At 62.2% G+C, this 22,714-nt stretch carries 26 protein-coding genes; 13 read left to right on the top strand and 13 right to left on the bottom strand.

The genetic code is table 11. The features are described from left to right. Nucleotides 1-2,511, top strand: a complete 2,511-nt coding sequence (locus SJY10_RS05405; RefSeq protein WP_386680267.1) for a CoA transferase — start codon at nt 1-3, stop codon at nt 2,509-2,511. Here SJY10_RS05405 and SJY10_RS05400 read toward each other — a convergent pair. Genes SJY10_RS05400 through SJY10_RS05390 form a run of 3 tightly spaced genes read right to left on the bottom strand, consistent with a single transcriptional unit; the run spans nt 2,508 to nt 5,046 of the window. Beyond that, on the bottom strand, nt 2,508-3,266 hold the full coding sequence (locus SJY10_RS05400; protein WP_386680265.1) for a LamB/YcsF family protein: 759 nt from the start codon (nt 3,264-3,266) through the stop codon (nt 2,508-2,510). The genes SJY10_RS05405 and SJY10_RS05400 overlap by 4 nt on opposite strands. Continuing rightward, entirely contained in the window at nt 3,263-4,270 is a 1,008-nt protein-coding gene (locus tag SJY10_RS05395; protein WP_386680263.1) for a biotin-dependent carboxyltransferase family protein, read from the bottom strand. Before SJY10_RS05395 ends, SJY10_RS05400 begins: the two co-directional genes overlap by 4 nt. Nucleotides 4,271-4,272: 2 nt before the next feature. Beyond that, a complete protein-coding gene (locus tag SJY10_RS05390; RefSeq protein ID WP_386680261.1) occupies nt 4,273-5,046 on the bottom strand; it encodes an allophanate hydrolase subunit 1 in 774 nt (257 codons plus the stop codon). A 121-nt stretch (nt 5,047-5,167) separates the two neighbouring features. Here SJY10_RS05390 and SJY10_RS05385 point away from each other — a divergent pair, with 121 nt between their 5' ends. From SJY10_RS05385 to SJY10_RS05375, 3 genes are all read left to right on the top strand, one after another. After that, on the top strand, nt 5,168-6,193 hold the full coding sequence (locus SJY10_RS05385) for an MBL fold metallo-hydrolase (protein ID WP_386680259.1): 1,026 nt from the start codon (nt 5,168-5,170) through the stop codon (nt 6,191-6,193). An 80-nt stretch (nt 6,194-6,273) separates the two neighbouring features. Further along, complete coding sequence (locus SJY10_RS05380) at nt 6,274-6,408, top strand: aa3-type cytochrome c oxidase subunit IV (protein WP_386680257.1); 135 nt, start codon at nt 6,274-6,276, stop codon at nt 6,406-6,408. Continuing rightward, on the top strand, nt 6,408-7,022 hold the full coding sequence (locus SJY10_RS05375; RefSeq protein WP_386680255.1) for a hypothetical protein: 615 nt from the start codon (nt 6,408-6,410) through the stop codon (nt 7,020-7,022). Before SJY10_RS05380 ends, SJY10_RS05375 begins: the two co-directional genes overlap by 1 nt. A 54-nt stretch (nt 7,023-7,076) precedes the next feature. On the opposite strand, the gene SJY10_RS05370 is transcribed toward SJY10_RS05375, so the two are convergent. Both SJY10_RS05370 and SJY10_RS05365 read right to left on the bottom strand, forming a co-directional pair. Continuing rightward, nucleotides 7,077-7,412, bottom strand: a complete 336-nt coding sequence (locus SJY10_RS05370; protein WP_386680253.1) for an AzlD domain-containing protein — start codon at nt 7,410-7,412, stop codon at nt 7,077-7,079. After that, nucleotides 7,409-8,104, bottom strand: a complete 696-nt coding sequence (locus tag SJY10_RS05365; protein ID WP_386680251.1) for an AzlC family ABC transporter permease — start codon at nt 8,102-8,104, stop codon at nt 7,409-7,411. Before SJY10_RS05365 ends, SJY10_RS05370 begins: the two co-directional genes overlap by 4 nt. Before the next feature lie 60 nt (nt 8,105-8,164). Between SJY10_RS05365 and SJY10_RS05360 the strand changes: the two genes are divergently transcribed. From SJY10_RS05360 to SJY10_RS05340, 5 genes are all read left to right on the top strand, one after another. Then, on the top strand, nt 8,165-9,043 hold the full coding sequence (locus SJY10_RS05360; protein ID WP_386680249.1) for a formate dehydrogenase accessory sulfurtransferase FdhD: 879 nt from the start codon (nt 8,165-8,167) through the stop codon (nt 9,041-9,043). A gap of 208 nt (nt 9,044-9,251) precedes the next feature. Further along, nucleotides 9,252-9,833 (top strand): molybdenum cofactor guanylyltransferase MobA, encoded by a 582-nt coding sequence (mobA, locus tag SJY10_RS05355; RefSeq protein ID WP_386680247.1) that lies wholly within the window; start codon nt 9,252-9,254, stop codon nt 9,831-9,833. Then, on the top strand, nt 9,830-10,333 hold the full coding sequence (gene mobB, locus SJY10_RS05350; RefSeq protein WP_386680245.1) for a molybdopterin-guanine dinucleotide biosynthesis protein B: 504 nt from the start codon (nt 9,830-9,832) through the stop codon (nt 10,331-10,333). Before mobA ends, mobB begins: the two co-directional genes overlap by 4 nt. Next, a complete protein-coding gene (gene glp / locus SJY10_RS05345) occupies nt 10,330-12,426 on the top strand; it encodes a gephyrin-like molybdotransferase Glp (protein WP_386680243.1) in 2,097 nt (698 codons plus the stop codon). Before mobB ends, glp begins: the two co-directional genes overlap by 4 nt. Further along, the gene (locus tag SJY10_RS05340) at nt 12,423-13,001 is read left to right on the top strand and encodes a GNAT family N-acetyltransferase (RefSeq protein WP_386680241.1); all 579 of its coding nucleotides are present in this window, start codon (nt 12,423-12,425) and stop codon (nt 12,999-13,001) included. Before glp ends, SJY10_RS05340 begins: the two co-directional genes overlap by 4 nt. 80 nt (nt 13,002-13,081) lie before the next feature. Here SJY10_RS05340 and mbfA read toward each other — a convergent pair whose 3' ends face one another. The 5 genes from mbfA to SJY10_RS05315 all read right to left on the bottom strand — a co-directional run bounded on the left by mbfA (nt 13,082) and on the right by SJY10_RS05315 (nt 17,876). Beyond that, complete coding sequence (gene mbfA / locus SJY10_RS05335) at nt 13,082-14,059, bottom strand: iron exporter MbfA (RefSeq protein WP_386680239.1); 978 nt, start codon at nt 14,057-14,059, stop codon at nt 13,082-13,084. 72 nt (nt 14,060-14,131) lie between these two features. Beyond that, nucleotides 14,132-14,881: an NYN domain-containing protein gene (locus tag SJY10_RS05330; RefSeq protein ID WP_386680237.1), complete on the bottom strand. Its 750-nt coding sequence runs from the start codon at nt 14,879-14,881 to the stop codon at nt 14,132-14,134. Between the two features lie 64 nt (nt 14,882-14,945). Beyond that, nucleotides 14,946-15,476 (bottom strand): redoxin domain-containing protein, encoded by a 531-nt coding sequence (locus tag SJY10_RS05325; protein WP_386680235.1) that lies wholly within the window; start codon nt 15,474-15,476, stop codon nt 14,946-14,948. A 151-nt stretch (nt 15,477-15,627) separates the two neighbouring features. After that, a complete protein-coding gene (locus tag SJY10_RS05320) occupies nt 15,628-16,629 on the bottom strand; it encodes a YHYH protein (RefSeq protein ID WP_386680233.1) in 1,002 nt (333 codons plus the stop codon). A gap of 134 nt (nt 16,630-16,763) precedes the next feature. Next, nucleotides 16,764-17,876, bottom strand: a complete 1,113-nt coding sequence (locus tag SJY10_RS05315) for an S-(hydroxymethyl)glutathione dehydrogenase/class III alcohol dehydrogenase (protein WP_386680231.1) — start codon at nt 17,874-17,876, stop codon at nt 16,764-16,766. 109 nt (nt 17,877-17,985) lie between these two features. On the opposite strand from SJY10_RS05315, the gene SJY10_RS05310 reads away from it, so the two are divergent. From SJY10_RS05310 to SJY10_RS05300, 3 genes are all read left to right on the top strand, one after another. Next, nucleotides 17,986-18,276 (top strand): I78 family peptidase inhibitor, encoded by a 291-nt coding sequence (locus tag SJY10_RS05310; protein WP_386680229.1) that lies wholly within the window; start codon nt 17,986-17,988, stop codon nt 18,274-18,276. Continuing rightward, nucleotides 18,267-18,593, top strand: a complete 327-nt coding sequence (locus SJY10_RS05305; RefSeq protein WP_386680227.1) for an I78 family peptidase inhibitor — start codon at nt 18,267-18,269, stop codon at nt 18,591-18,593. The genes SJY10_RS05310 and SJY10_RS05305 overlap by 10 nt, the downstream gene beginning before the upstream one ends. 201 nt (nt 18,594-18,794) lie before the next feature. Further along, nucleotides 18,795-19,136 carry a DUF2794 domain-containing protein gene (locus tag SJY10_RS05300; protein ID WP_386680225.1) on the top strand — a complete coding sequence of 114 codons (342 nt, stop codon included), beginning with the start codon at nt 18,795-18,797 and terminating at the stop codon, nt 19,134-19,136. Nucleotides 19,137-19,244: 108 nt separating this feature from the next. Here SJY10_RS05300 and SJY10_RS05295 read toward each other — a convergent pair whose 3' ends face one another. The 3 genes from SJY10_RS05295 to SJY10_RS05285 all read right to left on the bottom strand — a co-directional run bounded on the left by SJY10_RS05295 (nt 19,245) and on the right by SJY10_RS05285 (nt 21,902). After that, nucleotides 19,245-20,090 (bottom strand): NlpC/P60 family protein, encoded by an 846-nt coding sequence (locus SJY10_RS05295; RefSeq protein ID WP_386680223.1) that lies wholly within the window; start codon nt 20,088-20,090, stop codon nt 19,245-19,247. Further along, a complete protein-coding gene (locus tag SJY10_RS05290) occupies nt 20,087-21,466 on the bottom strand; it encodes a leucyl aminopeptidase family protein (RefSeq protein ID WP_386680221.1) in 1,380 nt (459 codons plus the stop codon). The genes SJY10_RS05295 and SJY10_RS05290 overlap by 4 nt, the downstream gene beginning before the upstream one ends. A gap of 61 nt (nt 21,467-21,527) precedes the next feature. Continuing rightward, on the bottom strand, nt 21,528-21,902 hold the full coding sequence (locus SJY10_RS05285; RefSeq protein ID WP_386680219.1) for a hypothetical protein: 375 nt from the start codon (nt 21,900-21,902) through the stop codon (nt 21,528-21,530). 146 nt (nt 21,903-22,048) lie between these two features. Between SJY10_RS05285 and SJY10_RS05280 the strand changes: the two genes are divergently transcribed. Continuing rightward, nucleotides 22,049-22,696, top strand: a complete 648-nt coding sequence (locus tag SJY10_RS05280) for a carbonic anhydrase (RefSeq protein ID WP_386680217.1) — start codon at nt 22,049-22,051, stop codon at nt 22,694-22,696. The last annotated feature ends 18 nt before the right edge of the window (nt 22,697-22,714 follow it).

Here is a 22,714-nt window from a genome sequence, read left to right as displayed (position 1 = left end):
ATGACACCGAAATTCTCTCAACTGCCGCTAAGCGGCGTCAAGGTCATAGACTTCGGCCAGTATATCGCTGGCCCCGCCGTTGCGATGCTTTTGGGCGATCTGGGCGCGACAGTCATCCACATCGACCCGCCCACCGGGCCGATGTGGGACAACCCGGCCAACGCGACCCTGATGCGCAACAAGCTGATCGTGAACATTGATGTGAAAACGCCCGAAGGGCTTGCCCAAGCGCTCGATCTGTGCGCAGAGGCTGACATTGTCATCGAAAACTTCCGCCCCGGCAAACTGGCTAAACTGGGCGTCGATTTTGCCGCCCTGCGCGCGCAGCATCCCGCGCTGATCACCGTATCCCTGCCCGGCTTCGCATCCAACGACGCCGAACGCCGCGACTGGCGTGCGTTCGAATCCGTCATCGCTGCCAGTTCTGGCGTCTTTACCGACATGGGCCAGAACCGCGTTCTGATGGGTCTGTCGCCTTCTTTCTCTCCACTCCCTCTCGCCTCTGCATACGCCTCTCAGATCGCCGCATCCGCCGCCGTGCTTGCCTTGCAGGCGCGCCAGCAAACCGGCCTTGGCGACGGAATCGAAGTTCCCCTTGCCGCCGCCGTGATGGAAGGGCTGTGTTATAACTCCCTTAAGGTGGACAACATGCCCGCCCGCTATGTCACCCAGCGAGAGGCGGAAATCACCCGCCGCCGGATCGAGGGGCTACCCATGACCCTGACCTATGATGACCTGCAAGAGTTAATGGACCCTTTCTATCGCAACTACATGTGCAAGGACGGGCGTATGTTCTATGTCGTCTGCCCCAGCCACAAACACCATGCGCGCCGCTGCCTCGAGGTGCTTGGCATCTATGACGAATTAGTCGCAGAAGGGCTGACGGAAGAGGACGACACCTACAAACCCCATGACCAATGGGAATCGAAAACCTCGCTTGGCGTCTACCCGATGCCAAAGGATTGGGCCGACCACATTGCCGCGCGGATGAAGGATGTCTTCATCACCCGCACCTCTGTCGAATGGCAGCGCATGTTTGGCCGCGCTGGCATCCCCGCGGCCCCGCAGCGCTGGCTGCAGGAATGGATCACCGACGAATATGCCGCCACTGCGGGCCTAATGATCGACGTCGCCGACCCCGTTTACGGCGACATGATCCAACCCGGCCCCGTCGTCTGGATGGAAGAAAGCGGCGAAGAAGCCTTGACACCCGCCCCCCGCGCTTGGACCACCGTGGAAGAGGCGCTGCGCACCCTGCGCAAGATGCCGACAACCATTCCCGACGCCGATACAGACGCGCCGCGCACAGGCTGGCTGTCCGGCCTACGCGTGCTGGATCTGTGCAACGTCATCGCCGGGCCGCATTCCGTCAGCTATTTGTCCCGCTTCGGGGCAGAGGTCATCAAACTCGACCCTGCCCAGCCGCTGTATGACAGCTGGAACACCGTGCTTTACGGCATCAGCCAAGGGCGCGGCAAACGGTCGATCCTTGCCGACATCAAATCCCCCCACGGGCGCAAGCTGTTCGAAGACCTGATTAAATCCGTTGACCTGATCGTCTGGAATGCCACCGACAGCCAGATCAAATCCGTTGGCCTTGACGCCGAAAGCCTGCGCCGCATCAACCCCGAAGCGCTGTTTTGCAAACTTGATTGCTTCAGCGGCGTGCGGCGCGGCGTGCGCACCGATTACATCGGCTATGACGATCTGGTGCAGGCTACGACGGGCATCATGCTGCGCTTTGGCGGCGCGATGCACCGGCCAGAGGAACACGCCCATGTCGGCACCATCGACGTGATGTGCGGCTTTGGCGGCGCGCTTGGCATGGCCGCCGCGCTTTACCAAAAACACCGTTTTGGCCGCATTGGCCGGGGCCGCACATCGCTGTCGGCAAACAGCGGTTTGCTGCAAATCCCGTTCTGCTTTGACTACCGCCGCCGGGGCCTGTTCGACGAACCATCCGGGCCAGAGGCGAACGGCTATGACGCCCTGACCCGCTTTTACAGCACAGCATCCGGCGTTTATATTCTGCTTAGCGCCTACGAAGCCGACCTGCCCCGCTTTGCCAGCGTCGAAGGCCTGTCTGATCTGCCAGACGTGCCTGAAGAGGATCGCGCGACCTACCTCGCGACTGCGTTCCAGGACCAGCCCGCGACCGAATGGATGGCCCGCCTGCGCGCCGCCGATATCGCCTGCGCAATCTGCGAAAACCTTGAAGCGCTGCGCGCCGAAAACAGCCGCCCCGCCGACGGGTCACCGGGCACGGCCCTTGGCAGCTATGCGTTCTCCACTTTCGCGGACCACCCCAGCGGACATACCATTACCCAGCTTGACCCCTACGCGGTGCGCACAGCTGCCACGCCGGTCATCGCGCCGACCCCGACGGAGAAGTTCGGCACCTCGACCCGCGCGATCCTGCGGGATCTGGGCTACGGCGACAGCGCGATCAAAAAAATGTTGGCCTCTGGCCAGATCAGCGAAAGCTGGTCAGCCGAATACCTGCCCAGCTAGGCCGGCGCTGCAATCCGATACCCTTGATCCCGCAGGGCACTGGCCAGTTGCCCCGCGATATCAAGCGCCTCTGCGCTGTCACCGTGGACGCAAATCGTGTCGATCCGGGTTTGCAGCACCTCGCCCTGCGGCGTGACAATTCCGCCTGCCGCCAGCATGTCCAGCACATGACGAACGGCAACCTGCGGGTCATGGATCACCGCGCCAGGCAGGCTGCGGTCGGTCAGCGTGCCATCGGCATTATAGGTCCGGTCCGCGAAAACCTCTGCCGACTGTGCAGCGCCAAGGGCCGTGGCGGCCCGTTCCAGCGCCGTGCCCGGCATCACCACCAGCCGCAAATCCGGCTGCAGGGCTAGCGCCGCGGCATAGCAGGTACGGGCAATGCCCTCTTCCTCTGACGCTATATTCGCCAGCGCGCCGTGCAGTTTGAAATGCGCCAGCCGCGCCCCGCGCGCTGCCGCCATGCCCATTGCTGCGCCCAGTTGATACTGTACCAAGTTTGTCAGCTCCGCCGTGCTGAGCTTGATCCGCCGCCGCCCGAACCCCTGCAAATCCGCAAAGCCAGGATGCGCGCCCAGCGCGACCCCCGCGGACAGCGCAAGGTCCATGGTCTGCGCTATCGTATCCGCGTCGCCTGCGTGAAATCCGCAGGCGATATTGGCGGAGCTTACGATTTTCAGCAGCGCCGCATCCTGTCCCATAACCCAGGGGCCAAAGCTTTCGCCCATATCGGCGTTCAGATCGATCGTCTTCATAGCAAGGGCTCCAAATCGCGGCCAGCTGTCACGCCGCTAATCATTTGATAAGACAGCAGATCCGGAATGTCCCGCGGATCGCGCACCAATGGGCGCACCGCAGCTTTCAGCGTCGCTAGTTGCTGCGCCTCTGGCACGAACAGCGCATCCGCCCGCCCCACATCCACCCATTCAAACCGCAACGCGGCCCCCACAGGGGCCTGCGCCGCCCGCGCCATGTCGGCGGCAATGACCGTACCGATCCGGGGATAACCACCGACGGTCTGACATTCCGCCATCATCAAAACGGGCGTGCCATCGCCGGTGATCTGCACATCCCCCGGCGCGATGAAATCCGACACCGGATGACCCGCCAACGCCGCAAAGCCCGGCCCATCCTGCATCAGCGGCAGTGCCGTGCGGTTTGCCTGTGGACTGCGGTGAAACACCGTTTGCGTAAAACGCGCCTGCTCTGCCGCGCTAAACATCTGCGTCTGCGGCCCCGGCATCAGCCGCAGCGTACCGCCGTCCAGATTGGCCCGGTCCGGCAGCACCTGGCTTGCCCCCGCCCCGCTGGCGTCGATCTGCACCACATCGCCAGCCTGCAGCCGCTGGCCAAGACCTGCCGACAAATGCGCCGCCGCGCTTCCCAGCACATCGCGCCCCAGCACAGCGCCTGCAGGCACCAGATAGCCATAGCTGCCCGCCCGCACCGCACCGATCACCAGCACCTGCCCCGGCAATAGCGAGTGAGAGGCGTTCCAGCGCAAGGCCTGTCCATCCACAGTCGCGCGCATGACTGCCCCTGTCAGGGCAAAACGCAGCGGCGCATCGACATGGAACGTACCGCCCATGCCTGCCATCTCGATCCCGGGCCGCACGCTGCCGCCCAACAATGCCGCCGCGTCTAGCAGCGCGCTACGATCCATGGCTCCGCCACGTGAAAGGCCCACATCCATTTGCCCCGGCCGCCCAAGGTCCTGCACGGACATCAGCGGTCCGGCCGCGTCAACGAAAAGCTGCACCGTCACTCCGCCACCTCGCACAGGGCGCCGCCTAGCCCGTCCGGCTTTTCAGCCAGCGCGGCAATCGTGGCCGCGTCCGTCAATTCCCAGCGCACCCGGTCCCCTGCCCGAAGCGCAAACGGCACCGCACGCTCTGCCATAAACGGGCGAAAGGCACAGCGCCCGACCCCGCGCCAGCCGGTCGGACTGGGGTTCGCAAACAGCACCAATTGCCGCAGCGCGACCACCAATGCGCCCGCGGGCACCTGCGGCGTCAACGCCTGCTGGCGCGGCAAATCCCACGCCTGCGGCAAATGCCCCAGATACGGCTGCCCCGGCGCAAAGCCGATTGCCAGCACGGACACCTCTGCCGCGGCCAGTTCTGCCCGCGCGGCTTCCTCGCTTAGCCCTGCCAGCGCCGCTGCATCCGCAAATTGCGGGCCGCTTTCCCCGCCGAAACACGCAGGGATCGTCCACAACCGGCCCTGCGCCGGCCCGGCAACATGCGGCGACGACAGTACATCGCGCAGGCACGCATCCACCGCCGCCCGCGCCACCGACACCGGATCAAAGCGCACCAGAACAGAGGTCAGCGCCGTCGCAACCTCGACCACGCCCTGCAACGCAGCCGCGCGCACCGCTGCACCAAAGCTGATCGCTGCAGTGGTCTGCGCCTGGTGCCCGTCACCAAAGCGCACAACAATACCATCCTGCCCCAGTGGGGACAGCGTCCAAGCCTCCTTGGGCCAAGTATCGTCCGGCAGGCTTAACAAATTGCAAACTTTCCCAAATAGCATCCATCTTGCGCCCGGCACCGCGGGCGGATGGGGCGGCGGGCGGGGCGTCTTGCCCCGCAGGGGCAACAGCGCCAGATCGCCGCCCCTTTACCATACCGGAAAATTCCGTCACCCCAACCCCATGAAGATCACAACACCCTTCCCCGATCCGCCCGCCCCCGGCAACGCGATCACCGTCGCCCCCGGCGTGCTTTGGATGCGTCTGCCGCTGCCGATGGCACTGGATCATGTCAATATCTACGCCCTCGACGACGGGGACGGCTGGACCGTGATCGACACCGGCTTTGACAGCGCCGTCACCCGCGCCCAATGGGCCGACCTGATGGCAGGCCCGCTTTCAGCCAAGCCCGTCACCCGCCTGATCGTCACCCACCATCATCCCGACCATGTCGGCCTTGCGGGCTGGTTCATCGCGCAGGGTGCCCAACTGCTTATGCCCCGCACCGCATGGCTGATGGCACGGATGTTGACGCTGGATATGCAGCACGCGGCCACCGATGCGCAGATCAGCTTTTGGCAGCGCGCCGGTATGGACCCGGACACCCTCGCCGCCCGCCGCACGGAAAAGCCGTTCAACTTCGCCGATTGCGTCCACCCCCTGCCGCTTGGCTTCACCCGCCTGACCGACGGCGACACCATCCACTTCGGCGGGCGCACGTGGGACATCCGTATGGGCGACGGCCACGCGCCGGAACACGCAACCTTCTGGTCACGCGACGATAACCTTGTCATCGGCGGTGACCAATTGCTGCTGTCCATCAGTCCCAATCTTGGCGTCTATCCAACAGAGCCTGACGCCGACCCGGTGGGCGACTGGATCGACAGCTGCCAACGCTTTCAGGCCCATGCCCGCCGCGATCACTTGGTTCTTGGCGGACACAAGCTGCCCTACACCGGCTTGCCTCTGCGCCTGTCGCAGATGATCGAAAACCACCATGCCGCACTGGACCGGCTGCAAGCCCACATCGCCACCCCGCGCACCGCAGGCGACTGCTTTGCCCCGCTGTTCAAACGCGCCATCGGACCGCAAGTCTATGGCTTGGCCCTAGCAGAGGCCGTGGCCCACCTGAACCACCTGCACCAGACCGGCCGCGCCACCCGCACCTTGGGTCCGGACAATACGTGGTATTTCCAATCGGCATCCTAGCCCCCAAGGCACAGGCAGGGCGTGACAGCCCTGCTGCAATCGGCTAGGACATGACCAAACACGCAGCAAGGACGCATCCCATGGCAGACCACAAGCACGGTGAAATGGACATCACGGCGCAGGAAAAGACCTACGACAGCTTTATCTGGTTTGTCTCCCGCGGCACCATCGCGATCATCGTTTTCCTGATCTTTCTCGCGCTCGTCGGCGCCTGATGATCTCTCGCCGGGCGCTGGTCTTCGGCCTGCCATTGGCAGCCGCCGGGGCCTGCTCTGCGCCGCAAACCTCGTCCCCGCCCGCCATGATTGCCGCAAAGCGATTCGCCGGGCCGGGTCCGCGCATTCTGACCCTTTACACAATGCGCAGCGTGTCCACAGGCAGCGGTGCCCACAGCAGCCTGCTGATCGACGCGCCCAGCCAACGCGTGATTTTCGATCCCGCAGGCAGCTTTCGCCATTCCACCATCGCGGAACGCAACGATGTCCTGTTCGGTATCACGCCAGAGGTAGAGGCATACTATGTCTCCTATCACGCAAGAGAGACGTATTACGTCCTTGGCCAGACTATTCAGGTTAGCGATGCAGTTGCCGAACAAGCGCTGAACCTGGCGCTGACCAATGGTCCTGTCGCACAATCCTTCTGCACCAATTCAACGGCCCGCCTGCTGCGCCAGCTGCCAGGCTTTGACAGCCTGCCGCAGACATTCTTTCCTAACACGCTCGCAAACCGCTTTGGCAAGCTGCCCGGTGTCACCTCGCGCGAATGGCGCGAAAACGACCCCGACAACAAGGCTCTCGCTCTTGCGGAAATCGAAATGCAACTTCGCTAAACCGGCGGCCCGGCCCCCGATTTTTCAACGAAAGATCGGACTGTTCCAGCCTGCCTACAGCACGTGCGCCACGACTAGGCCCGCATATAGCGCCCCGAACCCCGCAAGGATCGCATAGATCACCTGCCGCGTCCAAAGCCCGACCGCCAGCGCCACCGCCGCCGCAACCAGACGCACCACATCCGGTTGCCCGCCCGTCGCTGCAGGCCAAAGCACCAATGGCGCGACCAGCCCCGGCAAGACGGCCACCGGCGTATAGCGCAGCAACCGCAACACGATGTCCGGCATTTTGCGATTGCCAATCAGCCCCAGGAACGAAAACCGGATCAGAAACGTGCCGATCGCCAACGTTCCGATAATGCCCCAAATCTGGAACGCGGAATAACTCATACCCTGTCCTCTACCAAAACACCGACCGCCATGGCGCAGGCTGCCGCGATCAGCAGGCCAAAGCCCGACGGCAAACCGCTCAGCGCCAGTGCCACCACGACAGAGGTGGCCGCCGCCGCCAGATGCGCCGACGTGCGCAGCATCGGCGCGACCATCGCCAGAAATGTAATCGGCAGGGCGAAATCCAGCGCCGCCGCCTCTGGGATCGTCGCCCCAACCAAGACGCCCACCGCCGTCATCGCGCACCAAACCGGCGTGATCGGCGTTGCCACCCCGAAAAAGAATGCAACCTTCTGCCGCAAGGTCAAATCCGGCTCTTCCTCATACGCCTTCACACTTGCCAGATAGGTCTGATCGAACAGCAGATACGCCACGCACGCCCGCTGCCACAGCGGCGCGGCGCCGATATGCGGCACAAGCGCCGCCGAATACATTGCCATGCGCAGGTTTACCGCCAACGCCGCCAGCAGAACAAAGGCAATGCCCGCCTGATCCACCATCATTTGCAGCGCTGCAAACTGTGACGCCCCCGCAATCACCAGAACCGTAAACCCCATCGCCGGCCCCAGCGTCAGCCCCGCATCCGTGGCGGCCACGCCGAACAACAGCGAAAACGGCACGACGACGATCACGAATGGGGCACCCGCACGCAGACCGCGCAGATAGACGGATTTCTCGGTGGCAGCGGTCATAGGTTTGGCCTAGCTTTGACTGATCGCGACCTGCCTACCCCCGCGCCCAAGGATTGACAATTGGCCACCCTGACAGACACGCCCTATCTGATCGCGCCGCAGCCCGGTCTGCCGCGGCTAACCCGCGCCGTGACCGGCACCGACCAGACCGGTGCCAGTGTCGACCTGCGCGTGGTCGAGGAACGCCCGCTGACGATCTACCTCAACAGCCGCGAAATCGTCACCGCCATGACCATCGGCGACTACCCGGCCTATCTGGCACTGGGCTTCTTGCGCAATCAGGGCATGCTGTCCGCCACTGACGTTGTCACTGCCGTCGATTATGACGAGGAACTCGACGTCGTCGTCGTCCGCACAAAGGTTGAAACCAACCACGAGGCCAAGCTGCAAAAGAAAACCCGCACCTCAGGATGCGCCGTTGGCACCGTGTTCGGCGACATGATGGAAGGCCTCGAAGACCTGAAGCTGCCGCAAACGCCCCTCAAAACGTCCGATCTCTACGCCCTTGCCGCCACCATCAGCCGCACACCCAGCCTCTACCTCGAAGCCGGTGCCATTCACGGCACCGTCCTATGTCAGGGCAACACGCCGCTGGTGTACATGGAAGACGTCGGCCGCCATAACGCCGTCGATAAAATCGCCGGCTGGATGTTCGCCGAAGGCGTCAGCGCCGATGACAAAATTCTCTACACCACGGGCCGCCTCACCTCTGAAATGGTGATTAAGACCGCGCTGATGGGCATCCCAACCCTCGTTTCCCGTTCAGGCTTCACCGCCTGGGGTGTTGAAATTGCAACCCAGGTCGGCCTGACCCTCATTGGCCGTATGAAAGGCCAACGCTTTACCTGCCTTGCCGGTGATCACCGCCTGATCCGCGACGCCGACCCCGCCACCGTTGCGGACGAGCCGCGCAAAAACGCTCGCAAGGCTGCCCCATGACATTGACCTTCCCTATGCGCGCCCTCCAACTCCACCCCGATATCTTTGCCGGCAACGCAGGCGCTGCGGCAACGCCTCTCCTATCCTGGCCCACCCGCCGGCATGGCCGCCCTTCTTCTGGTCAAAAATATCCCGGGGGGCGGCGCAGCCGCGGGGGCAGCGCCCCCTGCAACGCCGGCGCAAATGCCACCGCAAAAGGCACTGCGCCATGATGCAACCCTTCGGCCTTATCCTGATGGGCGGGCAAGCCACCCGCATGGGCGGCGGTGACAAGGGGTTGCTGCCCTTGGGTGACAGCACAATCCTGTCTCACGTCTTGGATCGCCTCACGCCGCAGGTTGACCGCACCGCGCTGAACGCCAACGGCGATCCCGCCCGGCTAAAGCACCTGAACCTGCCAATCCTTCCCGACAGCATCCCCGATTACCCCGGCCCGCTGGCCGGCACGCTTGCAGGTCTCGACTGGGCCGCCGCCCTTGGCGCAACCCATATCGTCACCGCCGCCGCTGATACGCCGTTCCTGCCCTGCGATCTAGTCCCGCAGCTGCTGCTCGCAGGCGGGGACACCGGCTTTGCCCTTGCCGCATCACCGTCGGGGTGCCAGCCGACCTTCGGCCTCTGGCCCGTCAGCCTGCGCGCGCCGCTGCGCGCGGCACTTCACGATGGGCTGCGGAAAATCGTCCAGTTCACCCGCGCGCACGGCGCAGGCACGGCGGAATTTCCGGACGACACCGCTTTCTTCAACGTGAACACACCCGAAGACCTCCTGACCGCAAAGGCCATGCTATGAACATCTTCGGCGTCACTGGCTGGAAAAACGCAGGCAAGACCGGCCTGATGGAACGCCTCGTAACCAATATCACAGCACGCGGCTTTACGGTTTCCACCCTTAAACATGCGCACCACAGCTTTGACGTCGACCATCCCGGCAAGGACAGCCACCGCCACCGCACTGCGGGCGCATCGCAGGTCCTGCTGTCCTCCGGCACCCGCTGGGCTTTGATGACCGAACTTCGCGGTGCCCCCGAACCCAGCCTGACCGACCTGCTTGGCAAACTCGATCCCGTCGATCTGATCCTGATCGAAGGCTACAAACGCGACTCCCACCCCAAGGTCGAGGCGTACCGCGCCGAACCCGGCAATCCTTTGATTGCCACGCATGATCCCACGATCAAGGCCATTGCCACAGACACGCCCCTGACAACAGGCCACCCGCAATTTGACCTCGATGATACCGCAGCCATCGCCGATTTCATCCTCGGCCAACTTGGCCTGCCGCTGCACAAATGAGCTTTGATACCGTCATCATGGTCGACTGGTCCGGTGGCAATGATCGCGGTGCCACGCCGAAAAAGGACGCGATCTGGACCTGCATCGCGCGGGTCGGACAAGCAGAGCCGCCCCTGTACCACCGCAACCGCCAAGTCGCGGAAGCCTACCTGCAAGACACCCTGACAGCAGAACAAACCGCCGGTCGCCGCACCCTTGCCGCCTTTGATCTATGCTTTGCCTACCCGGCCGGCTTCGCCGAAAAACTGACCGGATCGGACGACCCCCTTACCCTGTGGGACTGGTTCGCCGCCCGCGTCAAAGACACCCCGAACCTTAACAACCGCTTTGACCTTGCAGGTCAAATAAACACACAATTTCCCGGCACAGGCCCCTTCTGGGGCAATGGAAGACCCAATCACGACGTCCCGCACCTACCGCGCAAAGGCCGCGACCGCGCGGACCATGGTCTGCCCGAACACCGCGCCACCGACCTCGCCGCCCCCGGTGCCTTCTCGCCTTGGCAGCTCTCTGGCGCGGGTGCCGTCGGCGGCCAGGTCATCATGGGCCTGCCCATGCTGTCGCGCTTGCGCCACCATTTCGGCGCGGCGCTCTCGGTCTGGCCGTTTCAGGCCCCCTCTGGCGATATCATCCTTGCGGAAACCTACTTTTCCTTGCTTCCGGTGGACCTTCTGACGGATCACGCCATCCGCGACGCAGCGCAGGTCGCGCTTTACGCCCGTGCCTTTTCTGCTCTTACACCGGACCAGTGGCACGCCGTCCTCAATGTCGCGCCAACCGCCGAAGGCTGGGTGCTGGGCCTTGGCCACCAAGACCTTCTGAAAGCCGCCGCCATGCCCGATCTGACCCCGCCGCCCCTGCGCAACGACTGCTTTGCTATGCCTCAAGGCGCGCATTGGACCCCCGTGGACGATGCCCTGGCCCATCTGCGCGCCCACCTGTCCCCTGTGACACTCACTGAAACGATTCCCCTCGCCGCAGCTGCTGGCCGCATACTTGCCGCCCCCGTCGCCGCGCTGCGCAGCCATCCGCCCCACGCCAATGCCGCCGTCGATGGCTATGCCTTTGCCGGGCCGCTGCCGGACGGCCCGCACACCCTGCCCCTGCACCCCGGCCGCGCGGCCGCGGGCGCGCCGTTTTCCGGCACCGTCCCTGCCGGTCATGCGCTACGCATCCTGACCGGCGCGAATATTCCGGCCGGCACCGACACCGTGGTTTTGCAAGAGGATACAACAGTCAACGCCACCCATATCGCCTTGCACGGCCCCCTCAAACAACGCGCCAATGCGCGCAAGGCAGGCGAGGATATGACCGCCGGCAATGACGTTCTGCCCGCCCGTCGCCGCCTCACCCCGGCCGATCTTGCCACCCTTGCCGCTTGCGGCACGGGACAGGTTACAGTCCACAGACCTTTGCGCGTTGGCGTGCTATCCACCGGGGACGAGCTGCGCGCGCCCGGCGCGCCTGCCACGGATGGGCAGATCTTCGACGCCAACCGCGCCATGCTGCTGGCCGACATCAGCCGCTGGGGCCATGACGCCATCGACCTTGGCATCGCTCCAGACAATCGCCCGGCACTTCAGGGCATCCTGAACGATGCCGCCCTGCGCTGCGACGCGATCCTCACCTCCGGCGGCGCGTCAGCCGGGGACGAGGATCACATGTCTGCCTTGCTACAGGGCACCGGCACCCTCGCCCTGTGGCGCATCGCGATGAAACCGGGCCGTCCGCTGGCTCTTGGCCTCTGGCAGGATAGGCCGGTCTTTGGCCTGCCAGGCAACCCCGTCGCCGCCCAGGTCTGCGCCCTGATCTTCGCCCACCCCGCGCTTGCCCATCTTGCCGGTGCGGACTGGCCTACCCCCCAAGCCTTCACCCTGCCTGCCGCCTTTACCAAATCGAAAAAGGCAGGCCGCCGCGAATACCTGCGCGCCCGCATCACAGACGGCGCAGCACAGGTTTTCCCCTCCGAAGGCTCCGGCCGCGTCTCTGGCCTGTCATGGGCCACCGGCCTTGTGGTCCTGCCAGACACCGCAGCGCAGATCACACCCGGCGCACCCGTGACCTACATCCCTTTTACCAGTTTCGATCTGTGATCATCGCCCCCGGCATCCCCGCAGGCCAAACCAAGCAGGCCGCCGCCCTCTATTGGGATGCGTTCGGCCCCAAACTCGGCCGCGTCCTCGGCCCCGCGCCCCGCGCCCTGCACTTTATTGCGGGCGTCATCGACCCCAGCCACGTCATCAGCGCCACGAATGAGGCAGGCCACCTCATCGGTATCGCCGGCTTTAAAACCCACCGCGGCGCATTCGTCGGCGGCACGCTGCGCGACCTTGCCCGTCACTATGGCTGGCCCGGCGCATTGTGGCGCAGCGCTTTGCTTTCGCTCCTGTCGCGCGACACCGAAAACCTGAACTTCCTGATCGACGGCCTCGCCGTTGCGGCCCATACCCGCAGCCAGGGCACCGGCACAGCGCTTCTGGACGCATTGTCAGCCGAGGCGCGCCGCCGCCACTATCCCGCCCTGCGCCTCGACGTCGTCGACACCAACCCGCGCGCAAAGGCGCTTTACGCCCGCCTCGGCTTCACCGAAACCAAAACCACGACAATCGGCCCGCTGCGGCACATCTTCGGCTACCGCCGGACGATCACGATGGTCCGGCCGGTCTGACAGGTTCACCCCTTCTTCTGGTCAAAAATATCCCGGGGTTTGGGGCAGCGCCCCAACCCGATTTTTCGACGAAAAATCGGCTATCCCGCCCCGATCAAAGCACCCGCGCCAAAGACCAGCGCGCCGCCCACGACCACCTGAAATGCCGCCCGCAAAAAGGGCGTTTGCATATAACGGTTCTGAATCCAGGCAATCGCCCACAGTTCGACAAAGACCACGATCATCGCAATCACCGTCGCGGTCCAAAAGTCGGGGATCAGATAGGGCAGCGCATGCCCAAGCCCGCCGACTGTCGTCATCACCCCCGCAGCAATCCCGCGCTTGACGGGCGATCCGCGGCCCGAAATCGCACCGTCATCCGACGCTGCCTCGGTAAAGCCCATCGAGATGCCCGCACCGATACTCGCCGCCAACCCCACCAGAAACGTCGTATGCGTATCCTGCGTGGCAAAGGCGGTGGCAAAGATCGGGGCCAACGTGCTGACCGATCCATCCATCAGCCCCGCAAGCCCCGGCTGCACCCAGGTCAGTACAAACTGGCGGTGAGCGGCGGCTTCTTCCTCGGACTTCGCCTCTGACCCCAGATTATGCGCCATCAGTTGGTCGGCTTTTTCGACGTGACCGCTTTCGGCCTGCGCCAGATCCCCCAGCAGCCGCCGGGTGCCGGCATCCGATGTCGCCTGCGCCGCCGCATGATAAAACCGTGCCGCGTCCCGTTCCATCTGGCTTGCTTCTTCGCGGATCCGCTCCAGCCCCAGATTCTGCGTCAGCCACACCGGCTTGCGCGCATAAAACCCCGACACATGTTCACGCCGGATCAGGGGGATCACATTGCCAAAGCGGTCCTGATGCAGCGCGATCAGGCGCTTGCGATGCCCGTCCTCTTCCTCGGCCATTCCGTTGAACACGGCGGCAGAGGCAGGATAGTCCGCCCGCAGCATCTCGGCATAGCTGCGGTAAATGCGGCCATCATCCTCTTCAGACGAAATGGCAAGCGCCAGCACCTCCTGCTCGCTCAGGTCGGAAAACCGGCGGCGGTTGGCAAATCCCGGAATCATGGCAGCGGCCCTCTAGTTTAGAATAATTCCAAGTTAGAGCCAGTTTGCACCGCTGCCAAGCCCCACCTTGATCTAGTCTAACCTGCGCACATCCAGATGATTGCCACCCTGCCGCTGCGCCACTTCGAACCGGCCTGACTTACGCAGCAGATCGCTTAACTTGGCACTGCCGTAGGTGCGCGGATCGAACTCGGGGTGGGCGCTGACCATGTATTGCCCAAGCTGGCCCAGCGAATACCAATCCCCGTCCGGATCAATGCTGTTCATTGCCTGAATGACCAGCGGCACGACTTTGCTTGGTGGTTCCTTGACGTTTACGCCATCCGCATTGCTACGCTGGGCAGGGGCCGCGGTATCAGTCGGCGCAGATGGCTCTACCGCGTCGGCACCCAAATTTTCGACAAAAATAAAGCGTTTACACGCCCGGCGGAATGCATCGGGCGTCTTCTTTTGTCCGATGCCGTAAACATCCAGCCCCTGTTCCCTGATCCGGCTGGCAAGGGATGTGAAATCGCTATCGGAACTGACCAGTACAAAGCCCTGGAACCGCCCCGTGTGCAGTAGGTCCATTGCGTCAATCACCAATGCAATATCGCTGGAATTTTTTCCTGTCGTATAGGCGGGCGATTGTTGCGGGTTCAGGCCGTGTTCCAGCAGGATCTTGTTCCAGCCCCCCAGCTGCGGGCTGGCGAAATCACCATAGATGCGCCGGACACTCGCCTCACCGAAACTTGCGACCTCTTCAAAGATCGCAGCCGCAAATTTCGGAGAGGTATTGTCCGCGTCAATCAGCACGGCCAGCAACGGGCGTTGTTCAGGCATGGAAAGGATCCTTTAATCTTTCCCCTGACCTAGCGCACAGCGCCCGGTGCCGCCAGCCCGCTGCTTAGACGCCGTGGGTGCCGCGCACGGGGTAGTCGTTTTTGCGAATGAACGTTAGCCCGTCCAGCAGACCCTTCAGCGCAGGCCGCGCAAAGGGCGCGTTCGAGATATCGACGATCTGCAAAGTGCCATCACCGCGCACGACAAAGGCAGCGGGTTCCGCAAACGGACGATCCGTTTCTTCCGGGCTGCGCGGATCGGACACGAAAAGCCCCAAGTCATTCATCTGCGCGATGCTCAGATCAATCCCGACAACGCCATTGTAGCCAATGTCATCCACTTCTGCCTTGGCCTTTTCCAGCGGGTCGGCCGAGACAGCGACGACGTCCACGTCGATCGCATTAAAATCGGACAGCATGCCGTTTAGCTCTGTCAGGTAATTTTTGCAGATCGGGCAATGCTTGCCGCGGTAAACGATGACCAGCTGCCAGTCGCCCTTCGCCGCATCGGGCGTTCCCAGCACAACTTCGCTGCCGTCCACCGTCTGCACGGTCTGTTTCGGAAAAGCGGCACCAGGTGTCAGTGTCTTGGGCATGATATCTATCCTTCGCTATGTCGTTTCACCAACACAACGGCATGGATCGCCCGCTGTTCCATCGCAGGATCGCGCGCGAGGCAAAACGCGACTGAAATAGAGTTCCGCCAAAATTGGCTCAGTCCGACAGGAGCGCTATGACATCAGCGTGCTATTCAGAAACGGGTGGCGGACCACGGCGCGTATCGGCAGACGCATCGCAAACGGTACCTGCATCTTCTGAAGTGCACCCGTATTGTGCGGTAAAACAGCCAATGAACTGGTTCGTACCGGCTTGATCTACATGATAATGATACCCCAACCCTGCTGTATCGTGACCATTACACTCATCCAGCATTTCGGCTTCGTTGTCGGTCAACGCTGCATAAATGTCATACCCGTCCATTGCGACCGCCACCAAAGGTTCGTGTCCATCAACACCTGCGTCTAGGTGTGGCTCGCACCCGACAAGGCCATGGTAATGATAGCCAGTATGGGGATTCACATGTCCGACACAGTCGTCCATCAGGCCAAGGGTGTGATTACCTTCAATCAATTCGAGAGGCGCAGGCGCATCCAGTTTGACGCCATTAAATGCAAGACCAACACCGGGCGTCGGCCCGATCCGGCCTTCTTCGCTTTGCGCCGGGACGGGCACCAAAGGTATCACATAAGTCTCTGACGTATTCGCGTTCAGATCTTGCACTGCACATTCGACGCAGTAGTTTTCGTAATCCGCCGCACTATCAGGATCGCCAGCGACCTCGCAGCCAAGCGCGCCGTCGACTTTGATGACCTGGCCGGTAGCCGGATCATACATCTGCCAGACATCATCTTGAAAAAGCACAGCAAGGTTCTTGATGAATGGCCCGTCTGCATCAACAACCTCGCTGTTGAAAAACCACGTCCCTGACTCATCGGCGGGCGTTTCAATCGTTGACGGACAATAAGGTCCGGTCACGTGGTTTGAAGGAGAGGCACCGGTCGTAAGGCTGATGCACATGCTTTCGGCACCTCCTGACAAGGTGCAAGGAACCATTTCAGGCGGCGTCAACAGGTTTGCGTCCTGATAAAACGCGACAAGCTGATCAAACCGTGCCATCTGTTCGGCAGTTTGTGCCGTCACCGCAGAGCCGGCAACACCAATTGCCGAAAATAGGATCGTTTTGCGCATTCCAGTCTCCATCCATCTTATGAAAGTATACGTGGACTGTGCAGAATAAGAAGCTGGCTTTTCGTCGAGGTGCTGCCTGCGCATTAAAAAGCCCGGCCGAACCGACCGGGGCTTTCATGCAATATCAAACTATATCAGTAAATCACAACGCCGCGGATGCTTTCGCCTTTGTGCATCAGATCAAAGCCTTTGTTGATGTCTTCCAGCGGCATCGTGTGGGTGATCATCGGGTCGATCTCGATCTTGCCCTGCATATACCAATCGACAATCTTGGGCACATCCGTCCGCCCGCGCGCACCGCCAAATGCTGTGCCGCGCCAGCTGCGTCCGGTGACCAGCTGGAAAGGCCGTGTGCTGATCTCTGCGCCTGCAGGGGCCACGCCGATGATGATGCTTTCGCCCCAGCCTTTGTGGGCAGACTCTAGCGCGGTGCGCATGACATTCACGTTGCCTGTGGCATCGAAGGTATAATCAGCGCCGCCGCCGGTCAGTTCGACCAGATGGCCCACCAGATCGCCCTTCACATCCTTGGGGTTTACGAAATCGGTCATGCCGAACCGCTTGCCCATCTCGACCTTGTCCGGATTGATATCCACGCCCACGATCTGCGCGGCACCTGCCATCCGCAGACCCTGGATCACATTCAGGCCAATCCCGCCAAGGCCAAAGACAATCGCCCGGCTGCCGTATTCCACCTTTGCCGTGTTGATCACGGCACCGATGCCCGTAGTCACGCCGCAGCCGATATAGCAAATCTTGTCAAAGGGCGCGTCGTCGCGGACCTTTGCCAGTGCGATTTCCGGCAGGACAGTATGGTTCGCAAAGGTCGAACAGCCCATGTAGTGCAGGATCGGCGTGCCATCGAGCATGGAAAACCGCGACGTGCCGTCAGGCATAACGCCCGCGCCTTGGGTTGTGCGGATCTTTTGACACAGGTTGGTTTTGGGGTTCAGACAGTAATCACACTCGCGGCATTCCGGCGTATAAAGCGGGATCACGTGATCGCCCGGCTTCAGCGATGTGACACCCTCGCCCACTTCCAGCACAACGCCTGCGCCTTCGTGACCAAGGATCGCGGGAAAGGCACCTTCGGGATCGTCGCCGGAACGGGTGAATTCATCGGTGTGGCACAGGCCAGTGGCCTTTATTTCGACCAGAACCTCTCCGGCCTTGGGGCCATCGAGGTTGACCTCCATCACTTCAAGCGGTTGTCCGGCCTTCAGGGCCACGGCTGCACGGGTACGCATGATGATTGCCTTCGTTGGAAAAAAACTTGGTGCCACGCTCTGCGAAATCTTGCAAATGTTCAAGCCCGCCTCTTGCGAAGCGCAGGAACCTCGCGGCAGTATCGGACCCATGAAACATACATCTTTCCTATTCGTTTTACCGCTGCTTGCGGCATGCCAACCTGCCCCGACGGCACCTGATGCCGCTGGCCCCGGCGCGCGGCCCATTGGCGGAAATGCCTGCGACGCCGCGAAATATGCCGGTCAGGTGGGCGGGCCATTTGGCAATCTGCGTTATCCGGACGATCAGGAGGTCAGGCTAATCAATCCCGGTGAGATGGTGACAATGGAATTTAATCCCGATCGCCTTAACATCGAAATCGACACGGCTGGCCGCGTGATTGCTGTGACATGCGGCTGATCCTTGTTGCCGGTGCACTTGGCTTGCTGGCAGCTTGTGGCGGCAGCCCTGCGCTGCGTACATCAGTGCCCAGCGCAGGTGGGACCCCCGCCGCCGCGCCGACCGTCCCGTCCGAAGGGTCGCCGGAAAATACCTGCGGTGCCGCGCGTCATGCCGGCCTGCTGGGTCAGGATGCTACGGCACTGGAACGGACGCTGATCCTAGGACCGGTGCAGGTATTGCGACCGGGCGGCCGGGCGGCACAGGATTTTCAGGCCGACCGGATCAATTTCATCATCGGACCGTCTGACACGATCACGAACATCACTTGCGGCTGAATTTAGGGGAATTATTGCAAGGTCCGACGGCGCGTACTGGGTGGGGGCAATATCGCACGCACCGCCGAAGTCTTGCAATGCGATCTGGATACCCCCTCCGCGCGGCGCAAAGATGGGCGGGATGTGCCAATGGCAAGGTTGTTTCGCGGCGAAATTGTGGCAACGCCTTGATTTACACCCGGCAGTGCGCAAATCTTGCACATGAGCATACAAGATCCCCTGCCGTTTTCCACCGGGCCCGATGACCGGGTATCGTTTCACCGCACAGAGCTTGCCCCGATCCTGAGCCTTTATGGCCGTATGGTCGCCGCCGGTGAATGGCGCGATTACGGGATTTCCGCGCTGCGCGATATGGCGGTCTTTAGCATTTTTCGTCGCACGGCAGAGCATCCCATATACCGGATTGAAAAACGGCCAAAGCTGCGATTGAAACAGCAGCTTTATGCTGTTGTCGGGATGGATGGTCAGGTGCTGAAGCGGGGCAACGATCTGTCGGCGGTGCTGCGCGTGCTGGAACGCAAATTGATCCGGTCGGTTGACTGAGCCACCGACCGGACCCGCGTCCGCAAAATACATTTCAAAAACTAAATGTTTCGCATGCGATACATATTATGTAAACTTAAACATATACTTAACCTTGGTGCGCAAATCCTAAACGGCCAGTCCGGGGATGCGCCGGCGGGATGTCACCTCTGACGCCTCGACCGTGCGGATGCGCAGCACCGCGTTGGCAAAGGGTTCGTAGGTAACTGCCATGGCGTTGCCGTTGGCGTGGATCAGGGTGTCTTCGTCTACCATCATGCCAACGTGGCCACGCCAGAAAATGATGTCACCGCGCTGCAAGGGGGTATCCGGGGCCAGCGCGTCGCCAAGCGCGATTTCCTGCAGATCCGCGTCGCCGGGGCACGAAATATCGCAGGCTGTCAGTGCGGCGGTGATCAAGCCCGAACAATCGATCCCGCGTGTGGAATTGCCGCCCCACAGATAGGGCACACCGAAATGCAGCTGCGCGATCGTCGCGGGGCTGGCAAAGGGGCGATCCAGTGGGCGCAGGTGCTTTTTCGGAACAAAGCCTTGCGGCGTCTCGTAAAAATGCCGCCGCTCGTCCAGCACTTGTAGACGCGAGCCAAAGGGAAGCTGCATGACGTCTGGCGACTTTAGATCCTCTTCTGCATAGGCGTGGGTGGCAAAAGTGGCGGTGCGGTGGGTTGGCACGGCACCCGTTGTCAGACGGTCCGAGGGAACATAGCCGACATAGCCATCGCTGGCCTGGATAAAGGACCAACCAGCGCGTTCCTCGATCACTGTGACCGGATGGCCCAGCAACAGCTGCCGGTCGCGGCGACCGTCCGGCGCGGTCATCAGGTCGGTGACGGGACGCGACAGGGTAGCGGGGGTGCCGTCCACCGCCGTCAGGCCCGCCTGCGGACCAAGGCTGCGCAGGGCGATCCGGGCGTTAGCAGGCCAAAGGCGGCGATCAGGGGAAGCGGCAGTCATAGGCCCAGCAGGTCCGGCAGTGCATCAAGGATTGCGCGCGCGCCCATGCCGACACCGCCTTTGGGGCGGGCGGGCTTGGCCGCAGCGTTCCAGCCGTAGATGTCAAAGTGGATATAGGGACGGTCCACAAAGCGGCGCAGGAACAGGGCAGCGGTCGTCGCCCCCGCCATGCCGCCCGCTGGCGCATTGTCCAGATCCGCGACGCCGGGCTCAATCAGATCCTCGTAGGGGTCGTGAAACGGCAGGCGCCAGACTGGATCCTTGATCCGGGATGCGGCGGCCGTCAGGGCAGCAGCATGATCGTCGGTGTCGGTAAAAAAGGGCGATATATCGGTGCCAACGGCGACACGGGCAGCCCCGGTCAGCGTCGCCATAGAGATGACGAGGTCCGCGTCCTCTTCGCTTGCCAAGGCCAGTGCGTCGGCCAGAACTAGGCGACCTTCGGCGTCGGTATTGTTGATCTCGACCGTCAGGCCCTTGCGCGATGTCAGAATATCCTGCGGGCGGAAGGCATTGGCGGAAATGGCATTTTCCACTGCAGGGATCAGGACGCGCAGGCGGACCGGAAGGTTCAGCGCCATGATCATATGAGCAAGGCCAAGCACCGTGGCAGAGCCGCCCATATCCTTTTTCATCAGCCCCATGGATGATCCGGGTTTGATGTTCAGGCCGCCGGTATCAAAACAGACCCCCTTGCCAACAAGCGTCAGGCGCGGTCCGGCGGTGCCCCAGGTCATGTCGATCAAACGGGGCGGCGTGGCGCTGGCGCGGCCAACGGCATGGATCATGGGAAAGTTCTGGGTCAGCAGGTCGTCGCCCACAGTGACACTGATGCGGGCGCTGTGTCGGTCGGCAAGGCTGCGGGCGGCATCCTCCAGATCGGCAGGACCCATGTCGTTGGTGGGCGTGTTGATCAGATCGCGGGTCAACACCTCGCCGGCGGCGATAATTTGCAAACGTTCCGCGTCAACGCCGTCCGGCGCGACAAGCTGGGCTGCGGCGGGTTTGGCGCTGCGATAGCGGGCGAAGTCGTAGGTTTCCAGCAACCAGCCCAGCGCAGCCTCGGCCAAGTCGGGACCGGTAAGGCCGGATGCGATGGCATAAGTGCCAGCAGGCAATTTGCGCGCGGCAGCGGCGACGGCAAAGCGGGTGCGTTTGCGACTGGCGGCAGTGCCCTGCCCCACCAGCGCCATGGCAATTGCGCCGTCCGGCCCGGGCACGCACAGGGTCGCGCCTGCGGCAGCCTTGAACCCGCAGCTGTCGGCCCAAGTGCGCGCGGCAGCAGGGATGGCGTCCAGATTATCGGCATCAATGACATGCAGCGGTGTTGCAGTCGTGCCTGCGGGCGCGAACGTCGGAAAGGAAGTATCATTCATGTCGGAGGTCCATTCTAGTCCCCCGCAGCCTAACGTCTTGTCCCGCGGCAGCAAGCCCGGATCAGAAGTCGCGGAAGTCCCAAACCTGTGTTATGGCCAGATCAAACCCCCGTTCCAGCCGGCACATCGTCGCTTCCAAGGCGACTGCGCTTTTTTGCAGCGCACAGGTGGCAACATGGCGGGCGGCGGTCGACACCTCTGTCAGGCCGATACCCTGGGCGACGGCGGCCAGACGGTTCGACTGCCGGGCCAGTTCATCGTATTGGGCCGCCGCGCGCATATCCTGCAACCGATTCAGCCGGATTGCGAGATCTTCTAAAGCGCGGCAAATCGTTTCCTCTGCCATTTTGTCACCAAGATCACGGTAGATTTCGGACAGGGGTGCCGGGTCCATCAGCGGGTTCTGATTACATTCAAGGACAGTAACAGTGTTCATTCGATAGACCTTTGTGATGGATGTGTTCTTGCGCCTTGTTCTAGGCGGGACGTGGTCACCATTTGGTTGACGCAAACCGACAAAATCGCTCGAAATCCTTTCAAATTCAGCATAACGTTGGCACAAAATCGCAAGGAGCGCGCCCCGTGGAATTTGCCAAACCCCTGCCCGAATATCTGGTCAAACGCTATCAGGGCTGGAAAGCTACGACTTATGCCGAAAACAAAAGCTGGTACAAACGCCTGGCCGAAGATGGCCAGCACCCGCGTGCCATGGTCATTTCGTGCTGCGACAGCCGCGTTCATGTCACATCTATTTTCGGCGCCGATCAGGGTGAATTCTTTATTCACCGCAATATCGCCAACCTAGTGCCGCCCTATGCTGCCGACGGCAAACAGCACGGCACCTCTGCGACTGTGGAATATGCCGTAACGGCACTGAAGGTCGCGCATATCGTTGTTCTGGGGCATTCGTCCTGCGGCGGCGTACAGGGCTGTTTCGATATGTGCGAAGGTCACGCACCACAGCTGGATGAAAAGACAAGTTTTGTCGGGCGCTGGATGGATATTCTGCGCCCCGGATACGAGCGTCTTGCCCCAGGAGAGCCGAAAGACAGGTTGCGGGCCCTGGAAAAAGAGGCCGTTCTGGTGTCGCTGGAAAACCTGATGACATTCCCGTTTGTAAAATCCGCGGTCGAGGATGGCATGCTTTCGCTTCACGGGCTGTGGAACCACATCGGTGAAGGGTCGCTGGAATGCTATGACCCAACCGAGAAAGCCTTTATTGCCGTCTAGCCGCTCGCCGGCCGGCAA

Origin of the sequence: Loktanella sp. R86503 (assembly GCF_042466455.1) — a bacterium.
Lineage (GTDB): Bacteria > Pseudomonadota > Alphaproteobacteria > Rhodobacterales > Rhodobacteraceae > Loktanella.
Note: the sequence above shows the minus strand (reverse complement) of the source record. Positions and strands in the feature narration are given on the sequence as shown.